At 58.9% G+C, this 24,755-nt stretch carries 22 protein-coding genes; 11 read left to right on the top strand and 11 right to left on the bottom strand.

From position 1 onward, the window contains the following. Positions 1-27: 27 nt before the first annotated feature. Positions 28-1,086 (bottom strand): 23S rRNA (adenine(2503)-C(2))-methyltransferase RlmN, encoded by a 1,059-nt coding sequence (rlmN, locus tag ACVWZ1_RS02130; RefSeq protein WP_457466275.1) that lies wholly within the window; start codon positions 1,084-1,086, stop codon positions 28-30. A 115-nt stretch (positions 1,087-1,201) separates the two neighbouring features. On the opposite strand from rlmN, the gene ACVWZ1_RS02125 reads away from it, so the two are divergent. Genes ACVWZ1_RS02125 through ACVWZ1_RS02115 form a run of 3 tightly spaced genes read left to right on the top strand, consistent with a single transcriptional unit; the run spans position 1,202 to position 3,241 of the window. After that, a complete protein-coding gene (locus ACVWZ1_RS02125) occupies positions 1,202-1,855 on the top strand; it encodes an anthranilate synthase component II (protein ID WP_414399232.1) in 654 nt (217 codons plus the stop codon). Beyond that, the gene (locus ACVWZ1_RS02120; RefSeq protein WP_457502407.1) at positions 1,852-2,670 is read left to right on the top strand and encodes an MBL fold metallo-hydrolase; all 819 of its coding nucleotides are present in this window, start codon (positions 1,852-1,854) and stop codon (positions 2,668-2,670) included. The genes ACVWZ1_RS02125 and ACVWZ1_RS02120 overlap by 4 nt, the downstream gene beginning before the upstream one ends. Before the next feature lie 4 nt (positions 2,671-2,674). Beyond that, the gene (locus ACVWZ1_RS02115) at positions 2,675-3,241 is read left to right on the top strand and encodes an ankyrin repeat domain-containing protein (RefSeq protein WP_457502406.1); all 567 of its coding nucleotides are present in this window, start codon (positions 2,675-2,677) and stop codon (positions 3,239-3,241) included. Between the two features lie 10 nt (positions 3,242-3,251). Here the strand turns inward: ACVWZ1_RS02115 and ACVWZ1_RS02110 are convergent, their stop codons facing one another. After that, positions 3,252-4,229 (bottom strand): deoxyhypusine synthase family protein, encoded by a 978-nt coding sequence (locus ACVWZ1_RS02110; protein WP_457403060.1) that lies wholly within the window; start codon positions 4,227-4,229, stop codon positions 3,252-3,254. Between the two features lie 369 nt (positions 4,230-4,598). Between ACVWZ1_RS02110 and ACVWZ1_RS02105 the strand changes: the two genes are divergently transcribed. The 3 genes from ACVWZ1_RS02105 to ACVWZ1_RS02095 all read left to right on the top strand — a co-directional run bounded on the left by ACVWZ1_RS02105 (position 4,599) and on the right by ACVWZ1_RS02095 (position 7,496). Continuing rightward, positions 4,599-6,599, top strand: coding sequence for a HAMP domain-containing sensor histidine kinase (locus ACVWZ1_RS02105; RefSeq protein ID WP_457502431.1), 2,001 nt, complete (start codon positions 4,599-4,601; stop codon positions 6,597-6,599). A gap of 342 nt (positions 6,600-6,941) precedes the next feature. Then, a complete protein-coding gene (locus ACVWZ1_RS02100) occupies positions 6,942-7,163 on the top strand; it encodes a hypothetical protein (RefSeq protein ID WP_457502405.1) in 222 nt (73 codons plus the stop codon). Between the two features lie 15 nt (positions 7,164-7,178). Further along, positions 7,179-7,496 (top strand): hypothetical protein, encoded by a 318-nt coding sequence (locus tag ACVWZ1_RS02095; RefSeq protein ID WP_457502404.1) that lies wholly within the window; start codon positions 7,179-7,181, stop codon positions 7,494-7,496. 35 nt (positions 7,497-7,531) lie between these two features. Here ACVWZ1_RS02095 and ACVWZ1_RS02090 read toward each other — a convergent pair whose 3' ends face one another. The 4 genes from ACVWZ1_RS02090 to petG form a co-directional block, all read right to left on the bottom strand. Beyond that, positions 7,532-8,569 carry a hemolysin family protein gene (locus ACVWZ1_RS02090; protein ID WP_414358051.1) on the bottom strand — a complete coding sequence of 346 codons (1,038 nt, stop codon included), beginning with the start codon at positions 8,567-8,569 and terminating at the stop codon, positions 7,532-7,534. Next, the gene (locus ACVWZ1_RS02085; protein WP_187147237.1) at positions 8,562-8,726 is read right to left on the bottom strand and encodes a hypothetical protein; all 165 of its coding nucleotides are present in this window, start codon (positions 8,724-8,726) and stop codon (positions 8,562-8,564) included. The genes ACVWZ1_RS02090 and ACVWZ1_RS02085 overlap by 8 nt, the downstream gene beginning before the upstream one ends. A gap of 144 nt (positions 8,727-8,870) precedes the next feature. After that, the gene (locus tag ACVWZ1_RS02080; RefSeq protein WP_414351423.1) at positions 8,871-10,499 is read right to left on the bottom strand and encodes a bifunctional pantoate--beta-alanine ligase/(d)CMP kinase; all 1,629 of its coding nucleotides are present in this window, start codon (positions 10,497-10,499) and stop codon (positions 8,871-8,873) included. Positions 10,500-10,562: 63 nt separating this feature from the next. Beyond that, positions 10,563-10,676 carry a cytochrome b6-f complex subunit V gene (gene petG, locus ACVWZ1_RS02075; protein ID WP_011433989.1) on the bottom strand — a complete coding sequence of 38 codons (114 nt, stop codon included), beginning with the start codon at positions 10,674-10,676 and terminating at the stop codon, positions 10,563-10,565. 145 nt (positions 10,677-10,821) lie between these two features. Here petG and ACVWZ1_RS02070 point away from each other — a divergent pair, with 145 nt between their 5' ends. Further along, positions 10,822-12,234 (top strand): 2-succinylbenzoate--CoA ligase, encoded by a 1,413-nt coding sequence (locus ACVWZ1_RS02070; protein WP_457502403.1) that lies wholly within the window; start codon positions 10,822-10,824, stop codon positions 12,232-12,234. Here the strand turns inward: ACVWZ1_RS02070 and ACVWZ1_RS02065 are convergent. Continuing rightward, entirely contained in the window at positions 12,231-12,839 is a 609-nt protein-coding gene (locus ACVWZ1_RS02065) for a DnaJ domain-containing protein (RefSeq protein ID WP_457466287.1), read from the bottom strand. The genes ACVWZ1_RS02070 and ACVWZ1_RS02065 overlap by 4 nt on opposite strands. Before the next feature lie 241 nt (positions 12,840-13,080). On the opposite strand from ACVWZ1_RS02065, the gene ACVWZ1_RS02060 reads away from it, so the two are divergent. After that, positions 13,081-13,836 carry an ankyrin repeat domain-containing protein gene (locus ACVWZ1_RS02060; protein ID WP_457466289.1) on the top strand — a complete coding sequence of 252 codons (756 nt, stop codon included), beginning with the start codon at positions 13,081-13,083 and terminating at the stop codon, positions 13,834-13,836. A gap of 1,170 nt (positions 13,837-15,006) precedes the next feature. Here the strand turns inward: ACVWZ1_RS02060 and ACVWZ1_RS02055 are convergent. From ACVWZ1_RS02055 to pyrR, 3 genes are all read right to left on the bottom strand, one after another. Beyond that, positions 15,007-15,576, bottom strand: coding sequence for a metal-binding protein (locus ACVWZ1_RS02055; protein ID WP_457466290.1), 570 nt, complete (start codon positions 15,574-15,576; stop codon positions 15,007-15,009). Between the two features lie 79 nt (positions 15,577-15,655). Beyond that, positions 15,656-16,627, bottom strand: coding sequence for a putative 2-dehydropantoate 2-reductase (locus ACVWZ1_RS02050; protein ID WP_414380512.1), 972 nt, complete (start codon positions 16,625-16,627; stop codon positions 15,656-15,658). Positions 16,628-16,678: 51 nt separating this feature from the next. Next, positions 16,679-17,227, bottom strand: a complete 549-nt coding sequence (pyrR, locus tag ACVWZ1_RS02045) for a bifunctional pyr operon transcriptional regulator/uracil phosphoribosyltransferase PyrR (RefSeq protein ID WP_457466333.1) — start codon at positions 17,225-17,227, stop codon at positions 16,679-16,681. Between the two features lie 160 nt (positions 17,228-17,387). Between pyrR and ACVWZ1_RS02040 the strand changes: the two genes are divergently transcribed. Beyond that, positions 17,388-17,918, top strand: a complete 531-nt coding sequence (locus ACVWZ1_RS02040) for a pentapeptide repeat-containing protein (protein WP_414332400.1) — start codon at positions 17,388-17,390, stop codon at positions 17,916-17,918. Between the two features lie 84 nt (positions 17,919-18,002). Here ACVWZ1_RS02040 and ACVWZ1_RS02035 read toward each other — a convergent pair whose 3' ends face one another. Further along, on the bottom strand, positions 18,003-18,716 hold the full coding sequence (locus ACVWZ1_RS02035) for a biliverdin-producing heme oxygenase (protein ID WP_457466335.1): 714 nt from the start codon (positions 18,714-18,716) through the stop codon (positions 18,003-18,005). 587 nt (positions 18,717-19,303) lie between these two features. Here ACVWZ1_RS02035 and rpoB point away from each other — a divergent pair. Together rpoB and ACVWZ1_RS02025 are read left to right on the top strand one after the other, a co-directional pair. Further along, positions 19,304-22,723: a DNA-directed RNA polymerase subunit beta gene (gene rpoB, locus ACVWZ1_RS02030; protein ID WP_457466293.1), complete on the top strand. Its 3,420-nt coding sequence runs from the start codon at positions 19,304-19,306 to the stop codon at positions 22,721-22,723. A gap of 114 nt (positions 22,724-22,837) precedes the next feature. Continuing rightward, a complete protein-coding gene (locus ACVWZ1_RS02025) occupies positions 22,838-24,721 on the top strand; it encodes a DNA-directed RNA polymerase subunit gamma (RefSeq protein WP_457502402.1) in 1,884 nt (627 codons plus the stop codon). Positions 24,722-24,755: the final 34 nt, after the last annotated feature.

Below are 24,755 nucleotides of genomic sequence, written 5' to 3'. Positions count from 1 at the left end.
TGTACTCGCGCAAGCGTTGCGCGGCGATTACAAATCCCCTGGCAAAGAACGCAGGAAGGATCCCCGCAGTTGACCACATGCGGCATTGCCATCCAAGCCACGGGTTTGGCGCACGGTGGCCCGCACTTGGTGCTGTTCGAGCTGGCGGACGAACGCTTTGACTCGTGCCGGGTGGGGGCGTTGATAGTCGGCTCCAGAGATGGGGTTGTAAGGGATCAGGTTCACGTGCAGTTGCACCCCTGACCGGCTGGCCTGCTGCAGCAATTGCGCCAGTTGGCGGGCATGAATGGGCAGATCGTTGACCCCCGACAGCAGGGTATATTCAAAACTGACTCGCCGCCCGGTGCGCAGCATGTAGTCACGGCAATCCTGGATCAGAGCATCCAGAGGGTAGTGGGCTGCCGAGGGGATCAACTGCTGCCGCAGATCTTGATTGGGGGCATGCAAGCTGACGGCCAGGGTAACTTGCAGATCCTGCTGCGCCAGCCAGGCAATTTGCCGGGGTACGCCCACCGTCGAGAGGGTGATGTGCCGTTGGCCGATGCCGATATCTCGATTCAGGCTACGGATGGCTTGCACCACCGTATCGCGGTTGAGCAGAGGTTCCCCCATGCCCATAAAGACCACGTGGCTGACGCGACGGCCAAAATCTTCCTGCACCGTCAACACCTGATCCAAAATCTCGTGCAGCTCTAGGTTGCGTCGGTAGCCCATCTTGCCGGTGGCACAGAAATCGCAGGCCATCGGGCAGCCCACCTGAGAAGAGACACAGACCGTCAGACGCTTGGCCGTTGGGATCCCTACCGTTTCGATCAACTGCCCATCCGCCAACCCCAGCAGAAACTTCACAGTACCATCGCGGGCCTCTGTCCGCTGCACAATGCGCGAGCGTCCCACCGGGTAGCTTTGCACCGCCTCTCGCCAAGCTTTGGGAAACACCGTCACCTGTTCCAGGGAGCGGATCCCTTTTTGATAGATCCAAGCATGCAGTTGTTGCCCGCGATAGGCCGGCTGTCCTTGGGCAACCGCCCAGTCTTTCAGAGCAGACAAGGACTGCCCCAGCAGGGGAATGGGTAGGGCCGACATAAATCCATCTCAAAAGCACAGGAGTCTGGCTCCTTCACTCTAGCCTGTCCCCGTGACCCAATCTCCTTCAGTCCAGTGGAAGTGATAAAATGGGGTGCCGTTGCCGGATGTTGAAGTGCTGGTCGTCATCGACAACTACGACAGCTTCACCTACAACCTGGTGCAGTATCTGGGGGAGTTGGGAGCCCAGCTACAGGTTTTTCGCAATGACCAGCTCTCCGTTGACGACCTGCGCCGCATGCAGCCGCAAGCGGTGGTCATCTCTCCTGGGCCAGGGCGGCCAGAAGATGCCGGGATCTCGCTGGAGTTGATTCGGGAGCTGGGGCCAGAGCTGCCGATCCTGGGCGTTTGTCTGGGGCACCAGTGCATTGGGCAGGTCTACGGTGGTCAGATCGTGCGCGCACCTGAGCTGATGCATGGCAAAACCTCGCTCATTTACCATCGAGGGGTGGGAGTGTTTGAGGGGTTGAGCCAGCCTTTCACGGCCACCCGCTACCACAGCTTGGTGATCGAGCCTTCTACGTGTCCTGACGAGCTGGAGGTGACGGCCCAAACCAGCGATGGGATCATCATGGGGGTACGCCACCGCCGCTATCCCCATGTTCAGGGCGTGCAGTTCCACCCGGAGAGCATCTTGACCGCCGAGGGCAAGCGCTTGTTGAGCAACTTCCTGCGCAGCGCCCAGGCCTTAACTGCTGCTCAGCCCAATGCTTCGCAAGTATCCCAGGAATCTGTTGCCGTTGTTACATCGGGGATCCCCACTCCATGAAGCGTCGCCAGCTTCTGCAAGCCAGCGCCGGGCTGCTGGGATCGATGGCCGTGAACCTGGCCAGAGGGCGCAAAGCGGGCGCTCAGACTGCTCCCGTACACAGTTCGGAAACGCCAACAACCCCAGGGTCTATAGAGTTCACCCCCGGCTCGAGCTTGGAGGGGCTGCAACTGACTTGGCTGCACCACAGTTGTGTTTTGTTCGAGGGGGAAGGCCAACGGTTTCTGGTCAACCCGTTTCGTCCGGTGGGCTGTACGGCTGGCTATCCTGCCCCACGAGTTGCTGCCGATCTGGTGTTGCTCAGCAGCCGCTTGTTGGATGAGGGCGCTTTGGATGTGGTGCCCGGCAACCCAAGGGTGCTGTTTCAGCCGGGAGACTATCTGATTGACGGGATCCGGGTGCAAGGAGTACGCATGCCCCGTGGCCCTCGCTTTGGCGTAAACGTGGGTTGGCGCTGGCGCATGGCTGGGATCGACATTGTCCATTTGGGAGGGGCGCTGCAGCCAATTACGCGGGAGCAGTCCATCCTGCTTGCTCGTCCCGACCTGTTGCTGGTGCCGGTGGGGGGTGGGCCGAAAAATTACGATCCTGCCGGGGCCAAGGCGGCCATTGAGGCGCTGCAGCCGAAGTTGGTCATCCCCACCATGTATCGCACGGCCGCCGCCGAGGAATCCCAATGCGAGCTGCTGCCGCTGCAGGAGTTTTTGCGTCTCTTCCCCGCTGCTGCCGCGCAACCTGCCCTCAGCAACCCGTTGCTGCTCTCGGCCCAGGCTCTGCCCAGGCAGGGGCTCGCCATCCTTTTCTTTGAGGAATAGGGCTATGCGAGGTCAGGTCCTAAAAATCGCTGTCGGACTGGGATCCCTGCTAGTGGGGGGTCTGGGATTCTATGGATACTCCCTACCAGAAGATCCACAAGCCTTGGCCCAAGCCAACCCGCTGCGGCTGCAACTGGCTCTCTGGCTGGGGAAAGACGCCAACGCCGTCGATGAGCGGGGCAAGACAGCCCTGTTTTTCGTGGAGAGCGGCCTCAACGCCCGTCTTTTGCTGGCAGCGGGGGCGGATCCCAATCGACCGGACTATGGGGGAGCCAGCCCCTTACACCAAGCCGCTCGCCTGGGCAACCCTGAGGTTACGAAAGCCCTGCTCCAGGGAGGGGCGGAGGTGAACGCTCGCTTTGGTGCCGGTGGCCTTCCCCTACATTTTGCCGCTTGGTCCGGCAACCCAGAGGTCGTTCGGCTGCTGCTGGAACATGGCTCCGAGATCGACGAGCCGGACGGCTACGGCCTCACGCCCCTGCGCATTGCCCAGGATCTGCGCCGCTGGGAAGCTGCAACCCTGTTGTCCCGCTGGCCCCGCTCCGCCTCAACCGACGGGCATACAGATTGATTCCCCTTCTCTACCACCCCAGCACCCAGGCGAAGATCAAAGGCGCCACGATGGTGGCATCCGACTCGATGACAAATTTGGGGGTGTCGATCCCCAATTTGCCCCAGGTGATCTTCTCATTGGGCACTGCCCCCGAGTAGGAACCGTAGCTGGTGGTGGAGTCGCTGATCTGGCAGAAATAGCCCCACAGGGGTACGCCCTGGCGACCCAGATCTTGATGGAGCATGGGCACCACACAAATGGGGAAATCCCCAGCAATGCCGCCGCCAATTTGAAAGAAGCCAATGGAGCACTCCGCCGAGGTGTGCGTGTACCAGTCCGCCAGGTGGATCATGTACTCGATCCCTGTGCGGACGGTATGCACATTGCGGATCTCACCCGTGATGCAGTGGGCGGCATACATGTTGCCGGTGGTGGAGTCTTCCCATCCCGGCACATAGATGGGCAAGTTGGCCTCCATAGCGGCGTAAACCCAAGAATCCCGGGGATTAATTTGGTAGTAGGGCTCCAGCCGGCCGCTGCGCAGGATGCGGTAGATAAACTCGTGCGGGAAGTAGTGTTCCCCGGCCTGGTCGGCAGCCATCCACTCTTCCAAGAGGGCTTTTTCTAGGCGCCGCATCGCCTCCTCTTCGGGAATGCAGGTATCGGTTACCCGGTTCAGGTGCCGCTCCAGCAGCTCCTGCTCCTGCTGCGGGCTAAGATCGCGGTAGTGGGGCACCCGCTCGTAGAACTCATGGGCGATGAGGTTAAAGATGTCCTCTTCTAGGTTGGCGCCGGTGCAGGAGATGGCGTGCACCTTGTTCTGCCGGATCATTTCCGCTAGGGAAAGGCCCAGCTCTGCTGTGCTCATGGCACCGGCCAAGGTCACCATCATCTTGCCGCCCTTTTCCAGGTGAGCACAATAACCTTTGGCTGCATCCAGCAGCGCGGCTGCGTTGAAGTGGCGAAAATGATGTTGGATAAATTGGCTGACGGGGCTGTTGGTCACGATTTTTCCGGTCACTCTGACCTGGTGAAGCACGATTTTCTAGTCTATCAACTTTAGGGGCGCTGACAAGCTTTGCTTGGGGATACCTTTATCGGTATTGGCAACCATTCCCCTGCAGGTCGGCTGGAGCAGGTTGCGTTGCGAAGCCGGGATCCCATACCGGTTCTCACCCGGCCTTGGCTGAGACAAAGGGATCGCCTGCCCATGTCAGAATGGTGGCGAATCACCGCCCTATATCCGTTCACGCTATCTGTTCACGTTGGGTTCATGCCTCCTGTCAGCACTGTCGAGCCAGCCGAGCCCATTGCCGAAGTCCAATCTCCTGAGCTGGCTTCTTCTCCTGCCGAGCCATTGCCTGGCGCTGTGGACATGTCAGTGCCAACAACGACCGGGATCTCTATGGGATCCCTGCGGCGCTGGTGGGCGCGATGGAAGCAAAAACTGCGGTTGGAAACTCAGTTGCTCTTTGTGGCAACGCTGGTGGTCTCCTTGGTGGTGAGCAGTTTCACCTTCTGGGCCGTCAGCACCGTGCAGCAGGATGCCCGCTTCAACGAGGCCCGCTTTGGCCGGGATCTGGGGTTGCTTTTGGCGGCCAATGTTGCCCCTCTAATTGCGGAAGATCGCATTGGCGAAGTCGCCCAACTGTCCCGCCAGTACTTTGAGAGCACCAGCAGCATCCGCTATTTGCTCTACGCCGATCCCGAAGGAAACATCTACTACGGGATCCCGTTTTCCAACCAAGAGGTGAAAACCTCCCTCAGCCTCACCCGTCGCATGCAACTGCCGGACAATCGCCCCCCTGCTGAGGGCCAACCGCTGGTGCGCACCCACCTCACTCCTGCCGGGCGGGTGACGGATATTTTTGTCGGCATCTATCATCAGGGCCGCTTTTTGGGCACCCTCGGCTTGGGCATCAATCCCAATCCCGCCCTGGTGCGCTCCACCCAGCTGGCGCGGGAGGTCTCGATCGGGGTGTTTTTGGCGGTGTGGGTCTTGGCCATCCTGGGATCGGTGGTCAATGCCCTCACCATCACCTACCCCATCAAAGAACTGGTCAAGGGCGTCCAGGAGATCACCAAAGGTAACTTCAAGCAGCGCATCGACCTGCCCTTCGGGGGAGAGCTGGCCCAGCTCATCGACAGCTTTAACGAGATGGCGGAGCGGCTGCAAAGCTACGAAGAGCAAAACATCGAGGAACTGGCTGCCGCCAAAGCCAAGTTGGAGACCTTGGTCTTCTCCATCGTCGATGCTGCCATTTTGCTGGATGCCGAGTTGCGGGTGCTGCTGCTCAACCCTGCCGCCTCCCGCATGTTTGGCTGGGAAGGGGATCCCGTTTTGGGCAAACCCCTGCCGGAGCTGTTGCCGGAGGATCTGCAGCAGCAACTGGCCCGCCCCCTGATGCAAATTGCCCGCGGGGATCAAGAAGCAGAGGAAGTTCGCGTCAACCTCACCGGCCCTACCAAGCGCGTCATTCGCATCCTGCTTTCGCCGGTGTCGGATCCGCGGCGGCAAAATCTCAAGGGGATCGTGATGACGGTGCAGGACATCACCCGCGAGGTGGAGCTCAACGAAGCCAAGGCTCAATTCATCAGCAACATCAGCCACGAGCTGCGCACCCCCCTCTTCAGCATCAAGTCTTTTATCGAGACCCTCTACGAGTACGGCGAGCAGATGTCCTCGGCGGAGCGGCTGGACTACCTGGAAATTGCCAACCGCGAAACCGATCGCCTCACCCGCCTGGTCAACGATGTTTTGGATTTGTCTCGTCTGGAATCGGGCAAGCAGTACCACTTTGAAGGTGTCGACATCGCGGCAGTGATCGAGCAAACGCTGCGCACCCATCACCTGCAGGCCCGCGACAAAGGGATCCAGTTGCGCAAATTCGTTGATCCCGATCTGCCTTTGGTGTGGGGCAACTACGATCTGCTGCTGCAGGTGATGACCAATCTCCTGGGCAATGCCCTCAAGTTCACCCCCTCAGGGGGCCTGGTGACGGTACATGCCCACCTGGTGGTTCAGGCGGATGGATCCCCGCAAGCGGTGCGGGTGGCAGTGGCCGATACGGGCATTGGCATTGCCCCAGAGGATCAAGAGCGGATTTTCGACCGCTTTTTCCGTGTCGAGAACCGGGTCCACACCCTAGAGGGCACCGGCCTGGGGTTGGCCATCGTGCGCAACATCCTGGAGAAACATCGAACCCGCATCTGCCTGGAGAGCAAGCTAGAACAGGGATCCACCTTCTGGTTCGACCTGCACCTGTACACTGAAGAGGGACCGCTGGAGTTCGAGGTTCAGCCAGCCGAGACGGATCCCCCCAGTTGCTGCTGGCGGGAGCATGCCTCTAACCCCCAAAACCCTGAACTTTGCTGAATTTACTGAGCTTTAGGCGGTTTGGCAAAAGTCATTGAGAGGGATATAGTAGACCAAGTTTCCCCCTGATCCTTGAGTCCACCGCAACGGTTGCCGGGAAGTGAAGGGGCAAAGCGCTCGGGGGGTATTCCTCAGGGCTTTGCGGGATACCGCCTTCCTGTTTGGACTCCGTCCCGCTGACGCGAACAGAGATAGGCAGGATGCGATCGCTTCTTTCCTGAACCATGTTCAGGAGAGTTCAGCGTGAATGTATCAGCACTCCCATCAACGCTGAGGATATGAAGGGCATACCGGCCATTTTTTGGGGGTTGGGCCTCAGTTTCGCATTTTTGTGCCACACTGGTGACCTCTACCACCACCACAGGGGGGCTGGGCAACCCGCTGTTGGCCACCGGCGAAAACGTCACTTCTCTGCTGCTGGCGGTGGTGGCGGTGCTGTTGATGGGTTGGCTCGTGCGCTGGCTGGGCAAACGGGCGTTGAAACTGGGGTTCCGCAGCAGAAATGCCGCTCCCAAGTCTCAGGGATCCCCGCCGAGGGCTGTTCTACACTGGAGAAGGTCTTAACTGGATGGTTTTGCCATGCCCCCTCGCTGGCCCCGTAAGCCCACCCGTCGGGATCCCGAATTTCGCAAGCTGGATGATCGCTATACCTATGCCGCCCACCTGTCTGTTTTCCTCTGTAGCGGGTCTGGGCTGGTGTTTTTTCAGCAACTGTACCGCGCGGATTGGCCGTGGCTGGTGCCCCTGTTGGGCTGGTGGGCTTTGGGGCTAGGGATCCACAGCTTCTGGATCTTTTTTGTGGCCCGCTATCCCGTCGAGGCCGGCTTTGGGGAGCTCACTCCCGGCGCGCACGAAAACCCAACAGCCGCGGAGACGGATCCCTCCAGAGCCAGCTAGGACTTAGAGAGGGGATGATCCCCTTGCTCCTGTTCTCAGCCAGGGGAGGTAGAAGCTCCACCTGGTCGCCGCTGCCGCCGCAGCAGCAGGGGGGAGAGGTCGCTCTCGTCGTAAATATCCCCCACCAGCTCCTCCAAAATGTCCTCCAGCGTGATCAGGCCGGTGGTGCCGCCGAACTCATCCACCACAATCCCCAGGTGTTGGCGAGAGCGCAGCATTTCCTTGAGCAACAAGCTGACCCGCTTGGTGTCCGGCACAAAAAAAGGCGGTGCCATCGCCTGGGTCACTTCGGCATTGCCTTTTTGATCGAGATAGCGCAAGGCTTGCTTGAGGTGGATAATGCCGACGATCTCGTCCTTGGATTCTCCCTGCACGGGGATGCGGGAGTAGCCCGTTTCCAAACAGAGCTTCACCACATCCTGCAGTGTTTTGTCGTGGGAGATGGTCTCCATTTTAACTCTGGGCTTGGCCACGTCCCGCGCCTGCAGCAAGTCCAAAGCCAAGGCCCCACGGAACAGCCGCCGTTTTTGCCAATCCAGCAGCCCCCGCTGCCCCAACACATCGATCAGCAGCTCCAAATCCTTGAGAGAAGCGGTGGCCGTCAGGGGGGAGAATTCCAATAGATTGAAGAGCCTGCTGACAACCCACTCAAAAGCGTCGCTAAAAGGGCGCAACAGCACCGATAGGACATGAACAGGCCGCACCACCCAGCGGAACACCCCTAGCGGATGGCTCACCGCTAAAGACTTTGGGGCTACTTCTCCAAAGAGGAGCACCACAATTGTGGTGGGCACGGTGGCGGCCAAAGCTCCAATCTGGGTTCCCAACAGTTCAATGGAGAGGGTTGTGGCCAAAGCGGCAATGCCGATGTTGACAAAGTTGTTCACCAGCAACAGGGTGGTGATCAGCCGCGAGCGCTGTTGTTGGGCCAGTCGATACAAGCCCTGTGGATCCCCTTGTTCTTCGATCAGAGATTCCAGGCGCAGGTTGTCCATGGCCGTGATGGCGGTTTCGGCCCCAGAGCAAGCTCCTGAGAGGAGCAGCAGAAAGGCCAAGAGGAAGACATTAACCATAGCGCTCCGTTCGCGACGGCGGAACGGGATACAGGTAGCATTGGCTCATCGAGAGAAAAGCGGGTCGGCCTATTTCCATCATCAACGGGATCCCCTCCGGCACCTCAACACCTCGGTGGTTTTGCCAAAGTTCATCACTCAACCCATAGCTCGGCATCCGTGCCCCCTCATCAACTGCATCTTCAACGAAAATCTTCAATGAGAAATGAGAGAGGGATCAAGCTGTTCAAACCGGCCAGCTCCCTGAAAATCATGCGGAAATCTGACTTGTCCCGTTGATTTAGTCTTGATTGAGTCAAAGCTACTGATCTAAACGGGCCGGGCCAGATCGCTCCAAAAGTTGCCGGTACAACATGACAATCTTGTCTTGCACCTCGGATTGGCTCAGGTGATCTGTGTCGATCAAGATGGCATCGGGGGCAGGCCGCAAGGGAGAGATGAGCCGTTCGCTGTCGCGGCGATCCCGCTGCTCGATTTGCGCTTTCAATTCTTCGAGAGGCACCATTTGCCCTTGGGCTTGGAGTTGGTGTTGCCGACGCTGCGCCCGCTCCCCAACAGAAGCGGTCAAGAAAACCTTCAGCTCTGCATCAGGAAAGACGTGGGTGCCGATATCCCGCCCCTCCAAGACAGCACCGCCATCCCGGCCAATGCTGCGTTGCCGCTTCACCAGCTCCTGGCGTACTCCCGGCACTGCCGCCACGTGAGAGACCCAGCGGGTCACTTCCGGAGAGCGAATGGCCTGGGTAATTTCTTCGCCATCGGCCCAGATGCGGGTCGGCTCTGTCGAAGAGGTGCCACTTTGCAGGGTGAGCTGGGTTTGGGCGGCCAGTTGGGTGAGTTGCTCGGCATCGTCCAAAGGGATCCCCCGTTGCAGTGCCAGCCAGGTGATGGCTCGATACATGGCCCCCGTGTCCAAGTACAAAAGCTGCAGCTGGGCGGCTACTGCCCGCGCCACGGTGGATTTTCCGGCTCCAGCCGGGCCGTCGATGGCAATCAGCGGGCGACGCGGGGGAGAGGTCGTGCCGGAAGAGGGCGGTGCCGCATGCTGGACTCTCTCCGGCGAGGGATCCCCTTGCTCCGGGGAAAGGAGCAGGTTGTCGATCAGGCGAGTCTGCCCCACATAGGCAGCAATGGCCAGCAGGCCCTTGTCTTCCACCCGCGGCAGCGGCTGTAGCGTTTGGGGATCCACCAATTCCAGGTACTGCAGTTGCAGCTCTGGGGTATGCTCCAGCTCAGCACGGGCGGCGGCAAGGATCCCTTCTGCTGAGGGATCCCCGGCCTGCCAATGGTCATATCCCCGACGCAAGGCCCGGTACAGCCCGGCAGCCACCTGTCGTTCAGCAGCAGAAAGGTAGCGGTTGCGGGAGCTACAGGCGAGGCCATCGGCTTCTCGCACCGTGGGGCAGGGAACAATCGTGGTGGGTATTTGCAGATCCCGAACCAAACGCTGAATGATCGCCAGTTGCTGGGCGTCTTTTTGGCCGAAGTAGGCCCGCTGCGGCTGCACCAGGTTCAGCAGTTGCAGCACAATGGTGGCTACACCGCGAAAGTGGCCAGGTCGGTGGGGGGCGCAGAGGGTCTGCAGAAGGGATTCGGGGGGCATGACCCAGGTGCGGTCGCTTCCGGTTGCGGGGTCGGCTCCCATCTCTTGCGGGTCAGGGGCAAAGACCACATCCACACCTGCTGCCTCGCACAAGGCCCGATCCCCCTCTTCGTCGCGGGGATAGCGATCCCAGTCTTCGTTGGGGCCAAATTGCAGCGGATTGACGAAAATGCTGACCACCGTGTGGTCACACTCTTGCCGGCAGCGGCGGATTAGGCTGAGATGGCCCTCATGCAGGGATCCCATCGTGGGCACCAAGCCAACTGTGGATCCCCGCCAATCGGCTACCTGCTCCCGCAAAGCAGCAACTGTGCGCAGCCAGTGCATTGCCATGCCACCTCAATCTCTCTCTCCCCTATGGGTTTTCTCCAACCCCCCCAAAGGCTGCTCCTACAGGCCGATCTTGTTGCTGCGTTGATACTGCCTGTAGGCTGCCACGAACAAGCCCGCCAAGGTGACCACCACCATTCCCAACACGATCCCCAACAAAATTGGCTCGATCACAGCACAGACCTCCCAGTTAAACCTAAATCATGATAAGCCAAGCCCAAACCCATCCTCACCCTTTCCTGTCAAGGGAATTGAGCGGGCATCCTCGAATACAATGCAGGGGATCCGCGAAGCCGTTGAGATGGCATACCCATAGCCCATGAGGTCAATTGTCTTGTCCGGGGATGGCGGAGACTTGAAGGAGTGCCTGTCCAAACTGGAAGAGCAACTGCGCCCTTTGGCAGACAAGGCCGTTCCCCTGCTGGTGGCGGACTCGCATCCAGTGCAGGTGTGGGCGGCAGTTTCGACCTGCCAACGCTTGGGGATCCCGCTGTTCCTGGGTAATCCCCACTGGGGAGAACGGGAATGGGGACAGGCTTTGGCGGATATGGGATCCGGCTGGTGCTGGCGCCAGGGCCGACTGGAAGGGGATCCCGCCCCCTTGAATCTGCGCCTGCGGGATTTGCGGGAAGCTGTGCCCAGCTCCCATTGGCCGCTGATCGGCATCCCCACGGGTGGCTCTGGCGGCCAAGTGAAATGGGCCCTGCACTCTTGGCTGACCCTCAGCGCCTCGGCCAAAGCCCACCAACAGCACTTTGCCGTTGGGCCTGTACACAGCTATTGCGTTCTGCCCCTGTACCACGTCAGCGGCTTGATGCAGGCAGTCCGATCCTGGCTGAGCGGTGGGCAGTGGGTTGTCTGGGATTGGAAACGGCAACAGCAGGCCGAGTCTTGGGATCCCCCTTTGCCGGGGAGCTTTCTATCGCTGGTGCCCACTCAGTTGCAACGGCTGTTGCTCAGCGCCCATCCGGGAGTTTTGGAGAGCCTGCGCCAATTTCGGGCCATTTTGGTCGGCGGTGGCCCCACCTGGCCCAGCCTGAGACAACAGGCCCGGCAACTTCACCTTCCTCTTGCCCTCACCTACGGTATGACCGAGACCGCCTCCCAGGTGTGTACGTTACTGCCAGAAGCCTTTTGGCAAGGGAGCGACAGTCTGGGTCGGCCTCTGCCCCACGCCACGCTCCAGATCCGCAGCGAAAAAGGGGATCCCCTGCCCAGCCATGCTGTGGGCTACATTCACATTCAGGCAGAGTCGCTGGCACTGGGCTACTACCCGCACCTAAGTGCTACGCACCGCTTACGCGAAGGGCAACAGCAAGGCTTTACCCCCGGCGATTTGGGCTATCTAGACCGACAGGGATCCCTCTATTGGTTAGGTCGAGCCGATGACCTAATCCTAACCGGCGGGGAAAAGGTGATGGCTGCAGAAGTGGAAGGGGAGATCCGAGCCAGCGGCTGGGTGGAAGATGTGTGCGTGTTGGGCCTACCGGATGCCGAATGGGGGCAGCAGGTGGTGGCGGTGGTCGTCCCCAAAACAGGGATCCCGGCAATCCCCAAAGACCTGGAGATGCACCTGAAGCAACACCTAAGCCGCCAACTGAGTCCCTTCAAGCACCCCAAGCACTGGCTGTGGTGTACGGGGATCCCGCGCAACCCTCAGGGCAAAGTCAACCGCCAACAACTCCGGCAGTGGGCAGCTCAGACGTTGGGGATCCCAACGCAGGCAAGTTAGCGGGATCCCTCCCGAATGCCCAGACGGGCTAAATCTCGCTTGATTTCAAAGGCCAATTCCCGGTTGTGCGGCTCCGTGGCCAAAGCTTTTCTCAAGTAGGCTTCCGCCTGCTGATGGCGCCCCTCGTGGATCAAATGGTTGCCGAAGCGCTGGTAGGCCAACGCCAAGATGTGGATGGCCTCGCCGGAGTTGGGAAACCGTTTCAGCAGCGCCTCCGCCTGGGCCACCGCCGTGGGCAACTTCCGCTCCCGCCAGGCTGCCTTGACGCGGGCAATCCCCTCCTTGAGCCCTTCCGGATTGGGCTGCTCTGCCGATGAGGGGCCTATGCTGCGAATGACCACCCGCCTTTCGCCGGCAGCAGGAGAGCTGGGTGGAGATTGACGTTGTGCAGATTGACGTTGTGCAGATTGACGTTGTGCATCGTAGCGCCGCCGCTGCTCAGGGTCGCTCAGCACTTGGTAGGCTTGGTGGATTTGTTGGAAACGCTCTCGGGATCCCTCCCCTGCCACATCAGGGTGAAACTGCCGCGCCAACCGTCGAAACGCCTGTTTAATCTCTTCAATGTCCGCTGCAGGAGATAGGTTCAGGATCGCGTAGTAATCCATAAACGGTGGCGCAACTAAGGGATCGGGAAAAGACCTGGCCAAAAACCAGCTCTAGTCTATCGCTGCGGCCCCGGCTTGACCAAGGGATCCCCCCAAGTGCTTGGTTCTCCCAATTCCCTCAGCAGCAGGGATCCAGTGTTAGACTTTGCCCAAGTTGTTTGGAGCCTCCATTCCGGCCTATCGAGGATCCCTTCCTGTTGCCCAACTTCATTGCAACTTGGCTTTTTTATTTCTATCTGTTATGAGTGAAGCGCTTCATCAAGCTCTTGCCAATCGAGATCTAAAACAATTATTGGCCCATTTGCAGCGGGGGGAAGATGTGAATGCTGTCGATGCTCAGGGAATGACTTTGCTTCATAAAGCGACACTCCTTGGCGATTTGGAACTGTTGGATTTGCTCTTGGCCCATGGCGCTTCTCCCAATGCCTTGGATCCCACAGGTGCCACCCCTCTCCATTTGGCTGCTGCCGACGGCCAGGTCAAGCTGGTGGATCGTCTTTTGAGGGCAGGCAGCGATATCGATCTCTCAGATAACCATGGCTATACCCCTCTCCAGCGGGCTGCTTTAACCGATCAGGTAGAAGTAATCGGTCTGCTCATCCAAAAGGGAGCCAACACCGGTCGTGTTCTCCACTGGGCCACAGCTACCGGTCGAAAAAGCATTCTGGCCCGCCTACTATCCAAGGGAGCGCCGGTGGATGCCACTGACGAAACAGGCCGAACCCCTCTGCATGAAGCCGCCACCCGAGGGGATTTGGGCATCGCTCGCTTTCTGCTCTTGTACGGGGCCAATGTGAATGCACGCAACCGATTTGGCGCAACACCGATGCACTGGGCTGCTTGGGAAGGGCATATCCAAATCCTGGAGCTTTTGCTGGAAAATGGAGCCGAACTAAACCCTCGCAATGAAGATGGGCATACCCCCTTGGCCTATGCACAAAAACGCCAACACAGGCTGGCTGCTCAATGGTTACAAGATCGAGGAGCAACTCTTTAGCTTAGTATCAAGTTTGGCATAGAGAGTAAAACAAAAGTTAATGAAAATGCTGCTATTTCAAGTCATAGGGTATTTGGTCTTCCTCCCTTCTCATGAGATGGGGTTTGAGAGTGAGGGTAACCCCTACAGAAAAAAGGAGAGAGGCTGTTAGGCTTTCCTCCCTCCAGTCTCTTCGTCGCGGTTAGCGTTAACGCCAGCTAGATTCTAACTGATTCTTCCACCTGATTCAACTTTTTTCTAGAGTTTCTCTTGAGCCCAACATAAATTTTTGAACGACAAAACAAGACATAGGACAGACAGTTTGTCCCAAAAGGTTGGTCTTTTTCCTTAGCTTCTGACAAGTTTGCAAAGGAAACTAGAGCAGCAATCTTTGTATTCGGTCTTGTCTTCCGGTTCCCGAAGCCAGATTGCCCCCTTCCAAAGCCATAACCCTCAGCCGCTGTTGCTCCTTTACACTGCCACCTCCACAGATTGACATGAGCAAGCAAAAAATCTCTCTATCAACTGATTCTGACTCTCATTAGCACAGAACCTTGCTTAGCCTTGGAGAGGAGAAAAAGGGATCCCCGCTGAACGCAGGATGGCCAGTTCCGCCAGCGCAGGATCCCTGCCGCATCCAAGACAAGAGAGGAAGACTGATGGATACAACTCCACCACTCAACCGAGTAACAGCATAGCTTTATTGAGATTGAATCGCAATACCTAGCCAACGCAAGAAGAAATGTTCTTGACAAAACTGCTTCAAGTAGTCTTTTCAAGTTAGGGTGAGACGCTTGGGCTACTGAGGAGAGCCTTCTGATTCCCTGTATTCAAGGCTTTAGGTATGGGTGCAGTGTCCCAGTTTGAATCGAAATGGCCACAAGCAGAGTACCTGGGCTAAAGGGTAATTGGCCAAGATTTGCAGTTTCAGCCCTCTTGAGAGGATAGGTCGCGGAGTTGTGGGCACAGCACAGGTTCAAGGGGGGGTGAGGGGCTGATAGCAGTCGTGGTTCTTATTACCCTCTATTTCAACTGCTCGCGTAGCGGGCCGGAGGCCTTAGCAGGAAGCAACCGGTCGTTTGTTTCACCTTGACGGTGAGATAAATGACTACGCGTTGCGGAACAGTAGGCAATCTCACCGCCATTCAAATGCCGGGGCAGGCAAGAATCAGCTTTTGGCCCAATGGATCCCTAGCGACGATAGCTGAGTCGCCTGGCGGGAGATCGAGCCTGACGGCGTTTGCGCCAGCGTTTCCAGTGGGAGATCGTCCAGTCGCTCAGGCTGTGGTTCACCGATCCCAGTTCCAACCCCATCCCAATCCAAAACAGCATCTCGGCGTGAACTTGCAGCAATTGCCAGAGATCGCTGCGCCACACCCAGGGTTGCCACATCCACCAGCCCAACTGGGATCCCAGCCAAGCCCCCAGCAGGCCAACTCCTCCTGCCCATAGGCTCAAGTACAGCACCCGCACGGCAGTGCCCACGATGGGCCCATGAGACCAAAAGGAGCGATGCCGTATCCACCTGCGGTAGGGCAGCCAAATCCAACGCAAGAACAGCCAGCGTTGATACTGTCGAGAACAGGTGTCCAGATCTCCAGAAAACATCAGGCCGCTGAATAGATAGGCCGATCCCACGGCCAGAGCAACCGTGGTGCTGTTCCCCAGCAAACCGGCGGCTAAGGTGATGCCGGGGGCTGTCCAGAGGGTGATGCGATCGTGGGTGGATCCCAGCGGCATAAAGCCAGAGCAACAGTACACGACTGCGGCTCAGTCTACCCGCAAGCAAAGGAGAAAGCCTGCTCCAGCCCTGGGATCGCTCCGCCGGATCTTGAAAAACTTAAGCCTGCTGCTCCCCAGGGATCCCTCGATTCAGGCGATCCAACACCTGCAACTGTCGGTAGAGCATTTCAACCCGTGGCAGATGGATCCCAGCTTGTCGAGCGTACTGCAGTGGGTTGCCGAAGATCACCTGCAGTTCCAGAGGACGTTTGCGCTCATAGTCGATTTTCATGCTGGTGCGGTAGGGGGCCATTTTCTCGGTATTGGTGAGCATTTCTTGGATCAGGGAGTCGGGAAGCAGGCGATCACAAGCTGCAGCTCCCTGTATCACCTCCTGCATCAGCGTTTCCGCCAAAGCACGGGCCTCAGGGTCTCGAATCATTTGCTGAGTATCGGCATTGAACACCACCGAGAGGCCGTTGAAGGGAATATTCCAGACCAGTTTCTGCCAGCGGGCCAACATCAAATCTGGTGAGAGCGAAGTCGGGATCCCTGCCCGTTGAAAATCGGCTTGAACTTGTTGAAGGCGGGGCGTGATCCCTTGGGGGGCATAGCCAGGGCCGTACTCTGCCAGCAGCACCGAACCGTAATCCAGATGGTGAATGTGGCCGGGGCCAACCTTATTGGAGCTGATGAAGCAGAGGCCCCCCATGACCCGCTCTGGGCCAACGCAATCGGCAATCTCGGGTTCCACCCCCAGCCCGTTTTGCAACAAGATCACCACGCCATTCTCGGCCAACACAGGCGGGATCAAGTGCGGCAGAAGCGCATTTTGGGTGGCTTTCAAAGCCACGATCACGCCTTCGCAAGCCGGCATGTCCTCCACGGCTGCGTAGGCATTCACCTGGGGCAAATGAAAATCCCCCCAGCAGGACTGCACCCACAGGCCGTTTTGGCAAACATGCTCATAGTCGCTGTGCAGCAGAAAATGCACCGCAAAGCCCGCCTGTTGCAATTTCGCCCCATAAAATCCTCCCAAAGCACCCGTACCCAAAACAGCGTAACGGCGAGTTTCCGGCAACCGAGGCATGGCGGCAAGTTTTAGCAGGTCATCCCCAAAATACCGCACCCCAGCACCGGCTCAGGACTTGATCTTTGCCGTTTTGTCTATCAACAGCACCCGCTCTTCCGCATCGGTTTCCCGCAGATGGACTCTCACCGTTTGCTCCGGTTCTGTAGAAAGCTGACAACCGCAGTAATCGGGCTGGATGGGAAACTGTCGGTGACCCCGGTCAATCAACACCGCCAATCGCACCCGTTCCGGTCGCCCAAAGTGGTTTAGGGCCTCCAAAGCCGCCCGGACGGTGCGACCGCGAAAGATCACATCATCTACCAGCACCACCTCTTGGCCGGTTAGGTCACGCGGCATTTCGCTGCGATCTGGGGTGCGCAACCCACCGGCACTCAAATCGTCGCGGAAAAAAGTGATGTCCAGCTCCCCTACTTGGGGCGGGATCCCCAGTAGAGTGGCAATCCGATCCCGCAGGCGGTAGGCCAAGGGGACTCCCCGGGTGCGAATGCCGATCAACGTCAACTTTTGGGGGTGGGGGTGATCCCTGCCGATCGCCGCTGCCAGACTCTCGATCAGCCCAGCCAACTGCTCCGCATCGAAGACCTCGATCTCGGACATGGATCCCTGTCGCCCCCCCGTCAATTGCGGATCTGGTCTGTAGAAGACTTTAGTAGAAGACTTTAAGATAGCCCAACCTGCCGGCGGGATCCCTATCCGGTAAGATAAAACCAGAAGCAATTCCCAAGCCATGGAGGTTTCCTTGAGGGAGGGATCCACGATGTCTGTTGCTTGGCTGGCTTCGGTTCTGGCAAGGCGGTCTTGGCTGAGCCGTTTCCTGCGGGGGATGGTGCTTTGCGGGCTGATACTCTGCCTGGGGGTTACCCTGCTGGGATCCCCGGCCCACGCCGAAGACTACACCAAACGAGATCTACAGGGGGTGAGCTTTGCAGGGCAAGACCTGAGCGGCTGGAAGTTTCTCAAGGCCAACCTGCGCCAAAGCGATCTCAGCCATGTGAAGGCGGCAGGGGCGAACCTGTTCGGGGCCAATCTCAGCAAAGCCAACTTGCGCGGAGCCGACTTGCGCGGGGCCACTTTGGACATGGCCAACCTACAGGGTGCGGATCTGCGAGAAGCGCAACTGCAGGACAGCATGATGTGGCTGGCCCGAGTCGAAGGGATCCAAATTGATGGGGCGGATTTCACCAATGCGTTGATACGGCAAGACGCCCTCTCCATCCTTTGCGAACGGGCCACCGGCGTTAACCCTGTAACCGGTCGGGCCACCCGCGACACTCTTGAATGTGACTGATCCTCACCCCCGGCTCTTCTCCCAGAGGGAGAGGGGAGATAGGCAGCAGAACCCATCGCCTCACTGCCCTCTGGAGTCCGGATTTTAGGAGCTGGGAGCGGCTGCCTCAGAACGGGCGGGCTTGCGTTGAAACTGGCTGAGCAGCGAATTCCAGGCCAAGCGGGCCATCGACAACAGCCAATTCCCCTCCAACTCCCTAAACAAGTCCATGTTCAGCTTGAAGGCATAATTGGCCTCTGCCACAATGCGGTCGATGGTGGCTTGATCCAGCCCCAATGCATCCATCTGGGCACGGTAGCGCTGCTTGAACTTGCCCTCGTGGGGGATCTGCTCGAAATCGTAAAAAGCTGTTCCTTCCCCTGGCGGCAAGCCCATGGCCCGGCGGGCGATGTTTTTGAGGATTTGACCGCCCGACAGGTCGCCGATGTAGCGGGTGTAGGCGTGGGCGATCAGCAGAAGCGGATCTTTTTCCACCACTTCCCGAATGCGGTTGACATAGACCTGGCAGGCAGGGGAGGGCTTGACCAAAGAGCGCCAGTTGGGGCCGATAAAATAATTCAAGTCCTTCTCCAGGCTGGCCTTGCGCCACAGCTCTGGGTAGTAGAGCCGGCCCACCAGGGGGTGCTCTCGCAGTTGGGCAAAGCCTTCTTCCAAAGCACTGTAGACAAAGTAGAAATTGCCCACGTAGCGGCTGTAGGCTCGCTTATCCACCACTCCCTTCAGGAAACACTTGATAAAGGCCATGTTCTCGGCCATGGTGTGGGACTGCTTGGTGCCCTCTCGCAACTGGGCCGACAGGCTGTTGTCCCGGTTACTCAAATCATTCTTATTCTGATTGTTGTGGCTTTGACTCACAAAACCCTCCTCGCCAACAAACTGTGCTTCATTAGATCACCCGCAGATCACCCGCAAGCCATCCCGAGGTTCCCCCAGCCTGAGAAGCTTTGTAAACCCATTCCTAACCCCTTCTCATGATTGTTGTTGATGGCTCCGCCACAGCCTGCATCAACAGCGTGCATCTCAAAAGCGACGCAAACCGGCGCCAAGTCCACTCTGTCGACCGGCTGAGCCTGTCAGAGCCACCCCTCCGATCTCCAAGGTTGACCGGAAATCCGAGCTGGAGCAGCGGATGATCCGCAAAAACGGTTAAAGATTAGAATAATCTGCTTGAGTGTGAATGGATGTGAACAATCCTTAAGGCATGGCGGAAACCGCCCCTGCTCCGGCAGCCAAAAGGGGATCCCCAGCGGTTTTGCCGAGATTTTCCAAGTGAGCCCTCAAGGGATCCGGACAGCCCCTCGACCTTTGTAACGTTCGTTGACGATCGTTGGCGGGGTTTCTATAATGGAAGGCCTGACTGCAGCGCGACCCCTCCCGAGCAACGCATGACACAATTAGCAGTGCCATCCCCTGTCGCTCCTACCTTTCCTGACCTGGTGGAGATTCAGCGGGAGAGTTTCTTGTGGTTTTTGCGAGAAGGGTTTGAAGAGGAGCTTCTCAGCTTTTCCCCCATCGTCGATTACACCGGTAAGCTGGAGCTGCACTTCCTGCCTGAATATCGCCCTGGGGATCCCTCCAAAGGGTACAAGATCAACCGCCCCCGCTACGACCCCGAGGAGGCCAAGCGGCGGGATGCCACCTATCAAGCGCAGATCCGGGTGCCCACTCGCCTGATCAACAAAGAGACCGGCGAGATCAAAGACATGGACGTCTTCATCGGCGAACTGCCCTTGATGACGGATCGGGGCACCTTCATCATCAACGGCGCCGAGCGGGTGATCGTCAACCAAATTGTGCGCAGCCCCGGCGTCTATTACAAATCGGAGCTGGACAAAAGCGGGCGTCGCACCTACAGCGCCAGCCTCATCCCCAACCGCGGTGCCTGGCTGAAGTTCGAGACCGACAAAAACGGCCTGGTGTGGGTGCGCATCGACAAAACCCGCAAGCTCTCGGCGGCAGTTCTGCTGAAAGCCTTGGGCCTGAGCGACTCCGAGATTTACGACAACCTGCGCCACCCCGAATTCTTCCAGAAAACCATGGAGAAAGAGGGGCCCTACACCGAAGAAGAAGCCCTAATGGAGCTGTACCGCAAGTTGCGGCCCGGGGAACCCCCCACCGTATCGGGTGGCCAGCAGTTGCTGGAATCCCGCTTCTTCGACCCCAAACGCTACGATTTGGGCCGGGTAGGGCGCTACAAGCTGAACAAAAAGTTAAATTTGAACGTAGCCGAAAGTGTGCGGGTGCTTACCGTCACCGACATTTTGGCCGTCATCGACTACCTGATCAATTTGGAGTACGACATCGGCCATGTGGACGACATCGACCACCTGGGCAACCGCCGCGTGCGCTCCGTGGGCGAGCTGCTGCAAAACCAGGTGCGGGTGGGCCTGAATCGCCTGGAGCGGATCATCCGAGAACGGATGACAGTCTCCGAGTCGGAAAACCTCACCCCGGCCTCTTTGGTCAACCCCAAACCCTTGGTGGCGGCCATTAAGGAGTTCTTCGGCTCCAGCCAGCTCTCCCAGTTCATGGATCAGACCAATCCCCTGGCGGAGCTGACCCACAAGCGCCGGTTATCTGCCCTGGGCCCCGGCGGCCTAAGTCGGGAACGGGCCGGCTTTGCGGTGCGGGATATCCACCCCAGCCACTACGGCCGCATCTGCCCCATCGAAACTCCAGAAGGCCCCAACGCCGGGTTGATTGGATCCCTGGCCACCCACGCCCGCGTCAACCAGTACGGCTTTATCGAAAGCCCCTATTACCGGGTCGAGAACGGCGTGGTGCGCAAAGATCTGGGCATGGTCTACCTCACTGCCGATGAAGAGGACGAGTACCGCGTAGCCCCTGGGGATGTGCCGGTGGATGCCGAGGGCCGCATCACTGCCGACTTGGTGCCGGTGCGCTACCGCCAAGAGTTCACCACCGCTCACCCCACAGAAGTCCACTACGTCCAGGTGGCACCGGTGCAGGTTATCTCTGTGGCCACCTCCTTGATCCCCTTCCTGGAGCACGACGACGCCAACCGCGCCTTGATGGGAGCCAACATGCAGCGGCAGGCGGTACCCCTGCTCAAGCCGGATCGGCCCTATGTGGGCACTGGCCTGGAAGCCCAGGCGGCACGGGACTCCGGCATGGTGGTGGTGTCGCGCACCAATGGCGTGGTGACCTACGTTTCCGCCGACGAAATCGTGGTGCGGCCAGACGACGGCGGGGATCCAATTGTCTATCGCCTGCAGAAATACCAGCGCTCCAACCAAGACACCTGCCTCAACCAGCGTCCCCTTGTCTATACGGGGGATCGGGTGGTGGCTGGCCAGGTGCTGGCGGATGGCCCGGCTACCGAAGGGGGCGAGTTGGCTTTGGGCCAAAACGTGTTGGTGGCTTATATGCCCTGGGAGGGCTACAACTACGAAGATGCCATCTTGATCAGCGAGCGGCTGGTCTACGACGATGTCTTCACCTCGGTACACATCGAGAAGCACGAGATCGAGGCCCGGCAAACCAAGCTAGGCCCTGAGGAGATCACCCGCGAGATCCCCAACGTGGGGGAAGATGCCCTGCGCGACCTGGATGAAAACGGCATTGTGCGCATTGGGGCTTGGGTGGAGGCCGGCGACATTTTGGTGGGCAAAGTCACCCCCAAAGGGGAGTCGGATCAGCCCCCAGAAGAGCGGCTATTGCGGGCCATTTTCGGGGAAAAGGCTCGGGATGTGCGGGACAACTCGCTGCGGGTGCCCAACGGCGAGCGCGGTCGGGTGGTAGATGTGCGCATCTTTACCCGCGAACAGGGGGATGAGCTGCCTCCGGGCGCCAACATGGTGGTGCGGGTCTACATCGCCCTCAAGCGCAAAATCCAGGTGGGGGACAAGATCGCGGGCCGTCACGGCAACAAGGGTATCATCTCCCGCATCTTGCCGATTGAGGACATGCCCTACCTGGCGGACGGCACACCGGTGGATGTGGTGCTCAACCCCTTGGGGGTGCCCTCTCGCATGAACGTGGGCCAAGTGTACGAGTGCCTGCTGGGCTGGGCAGCAGAGCATCTGGGAGTGCGCTTCAAGCTGATGCCCTTTGATGAGATGCACGGTTTGGAAGCCTCCCGTCTGACGGTGGAGGCCAAGCTGAGGGAAGCCCGAGAGAAGACCGGCAAGGACTGGATTTTTAACCCGGAAGGCAGGTACTGCGGCAAAATCCAGGTGTTTGATGGTCGCACCGGGGAGCCCTTCGACCAGCCCGTTACGGTGGGCCGCGCCTACATGCTGAAGCTGGTGCACTTGGTGGATGACAAGATCCATGCCCGCTCCACCGGCCCCTATTCTTTGGTGACCCAGCAACCGCTGGGGGGCAAGGCGCAGCAGGGCGGCCAGCGCTTTGGGGAAATGGAGGTGTGGGCTTTGGAGGCGTTTGGGGCAGCCTACATCCTGCAGGAGTTGCTCACCGTCAAGTCCGACGACATGGTGGGGCGCAACGAGGCTCTCAACGCCATTGTCAAGGGCAAGCCGATCCCTCGACCCGGCACGCCGGAGTCCTTCAAGGTGCTGGTACGGGAGTTGCAGTCCCTCTGCCTAGATGTGTCTGTACACAAGGTGGAGGTGGACAGCGAAGGGCAAACCCACGATGTGGAAGTGGATCTGATGGCCGATACTTCCAACCGTCACACTCCCTCTCGACCCACCTATGAATCGGTTACGGCTGAGGATCTCTCGCCATCACCCGCCTTTACCAGAGTGCTCCGCACCGCTGACGCGAATGCCAGCCGCAGCCTTGAGGAAGATGAGGACGAGGAGGAGGAAGAGGACTTTTGAGGGTTGAGAGCGCTCCCCACCCCTGACGCGAACGTGACGGGGATCCCCTTCAACCCACGAAGGAGGGTGGGGCTTCCCTCTCCTTTGGGTTCAGCAAGCAGGAGGAAAACGGCGATGGCCAAAACAGAGCAACGCTTTGACTATGTCAAAATCGGCTTGGCTTCTCCAGAGCGGATCATGGAGTGGGGCCAGCGCACCCTGCCGAATGGTCAAGTGGTGGGGGAAGTCACCAAGCCCGAGACCATCAATTACCGCACCCTCAAGCCGGAGATGGATGGTCTTTTCTGTGAGCGCATCTTTGGGCCGGCCAAAGACTGGGAATGCCACTGCGGTAAGTACAAGCGAGTACGGCATCGGGGGATCGTCTGCGAGCGCTGTGGGGTGGAGGTGACCGAGTCGCGGGTGCGCCGCCACCGCATGGGCTACATCAAGTTGGCCGCTCCGGTCACCCACGTTTGGTATTTGAAAGGGATCCCCAGCCACATTGCCACGCTGTTGGATATGCCGCTGCGGGATGTGGAGCAGGTGGTATACTTCAACGCCTACGTAGTGGTGGATCCGGGCAATGCCCAGAATCTCTCTTACAAGCAACTGTTGACGGAGGATCAATTCCTCGAGATCGAAGATCAGATGTACGAGGAGGGATCCGAACTGCAACTGCCGGAGAACTGGGCGATGATCGGGGCGGAGGCCATCGAGCGCCTGCTCAAGGATATCGACCTGGAAAAAGAGGCGGAGCAACTGCGGGAGGAGATCACCACTGCTCGCGGCCAAAAGCGGGCACGCCTGATCAAGCGGCTGCGGGTAATCGACAACTTCATTGCCACCGGATCCCGTCCGGAGTGGATGGTGTTGCGGGTGCTGCCGGTGATCCCGCCGGATTTGCGCCCCATGGTGCAGTTGGATGGGGGCCGCTTTGCCACCAGCGACCTCAACGATCTCTACCGTCGTGTGATCAACCGCAACAACCGCCTGGCCCGGCTGCAGGAGATCATGGCGCCGGAGATCATTGTGCGCAACGAAAAGCGCATGCTCCAGGAGGCGGTGGACGCGCTGATCGACAACGGTCGGCGGGGGCGCGTGGTGGCGGGGGCCAACAACCGTCCCCTCAAGTCCCTCTCCGACATCATCGAGGGCAAACAGGGGCGCTTCCGGCAAAACCTGTTGGGCAAACGGGTGGACTACTCCGGGCGTTCGGTGATCGTGGTGGGGCCCAACCTGCGCATGCACCAGTGTGGCCTGCCCAAAGAGATGGCCATCGAGCTGTTCCAGCCCTTTGTCATCCACAAATTGATCAAGCGGGGCATTGTCAACAACATCAAGGCTGCCAAAAAGATGATCCAGAGCAATGACCCACAGATTTGGGATGTGCTGGAAGAGGTGATCGACGGCCACCCCGTCTTGCTCAACCGTGCCCCCACCCTGCACCGCCTCGGGATCCAAGCCTTTGAACCGATCCTGGTGGAGGGAAGGGCGATTCAACTTCACCCCTTGGTCTGCCCTGCTTTCAACGCCGACTTCGACGGCGACCAGATGGCTGTGCATGTGCCCCTTTCTCTGGAAGCTCAGGCGGAAGCGCGCCTGCTGATGCTGGCCACCAACAACATCCTCTCCCCGGCCACCGGCGCTCCCATCATCACCCCCAGCCAAGATATGGTGTTGGGGTGCTACTACCTGACGGCGGACAACCCCCACGCGCCAGATATTGGCGATCGTTTCTTTGCCAGCTTGGAAGATGCTCTCATCGCCTACGACCGCGGCGCCATCGGCCTGCACAGCAAGGTCTGGGTGCGCTACCACGGCCCGATGGAGTTGGGCAAGGGCGAAAAAGAGTCCGAGCCGCAAATCATCGAAGAACCGGGCGGCATTCGCCTCAAGATCACCAACTACCGCCGTATCCGCGAAGATCAAAACGGCAACGTGATCAGCCAGTACATTCGCACCACGCCGGGCCGGATCATTTTTAACAAGACCGTGCAGGATATTTTGTCTGCGTAGTTACCCTCTGCCGTAGGACGGCTCTTCTCTCCCC

The sequence above is a fragment of the Thermostichus sp. MS-CIW-25 genome (assembly GCF_054060015.1).
This window is presented reverse-complemented; position numbering and strand designations above follow the sequence as displayed.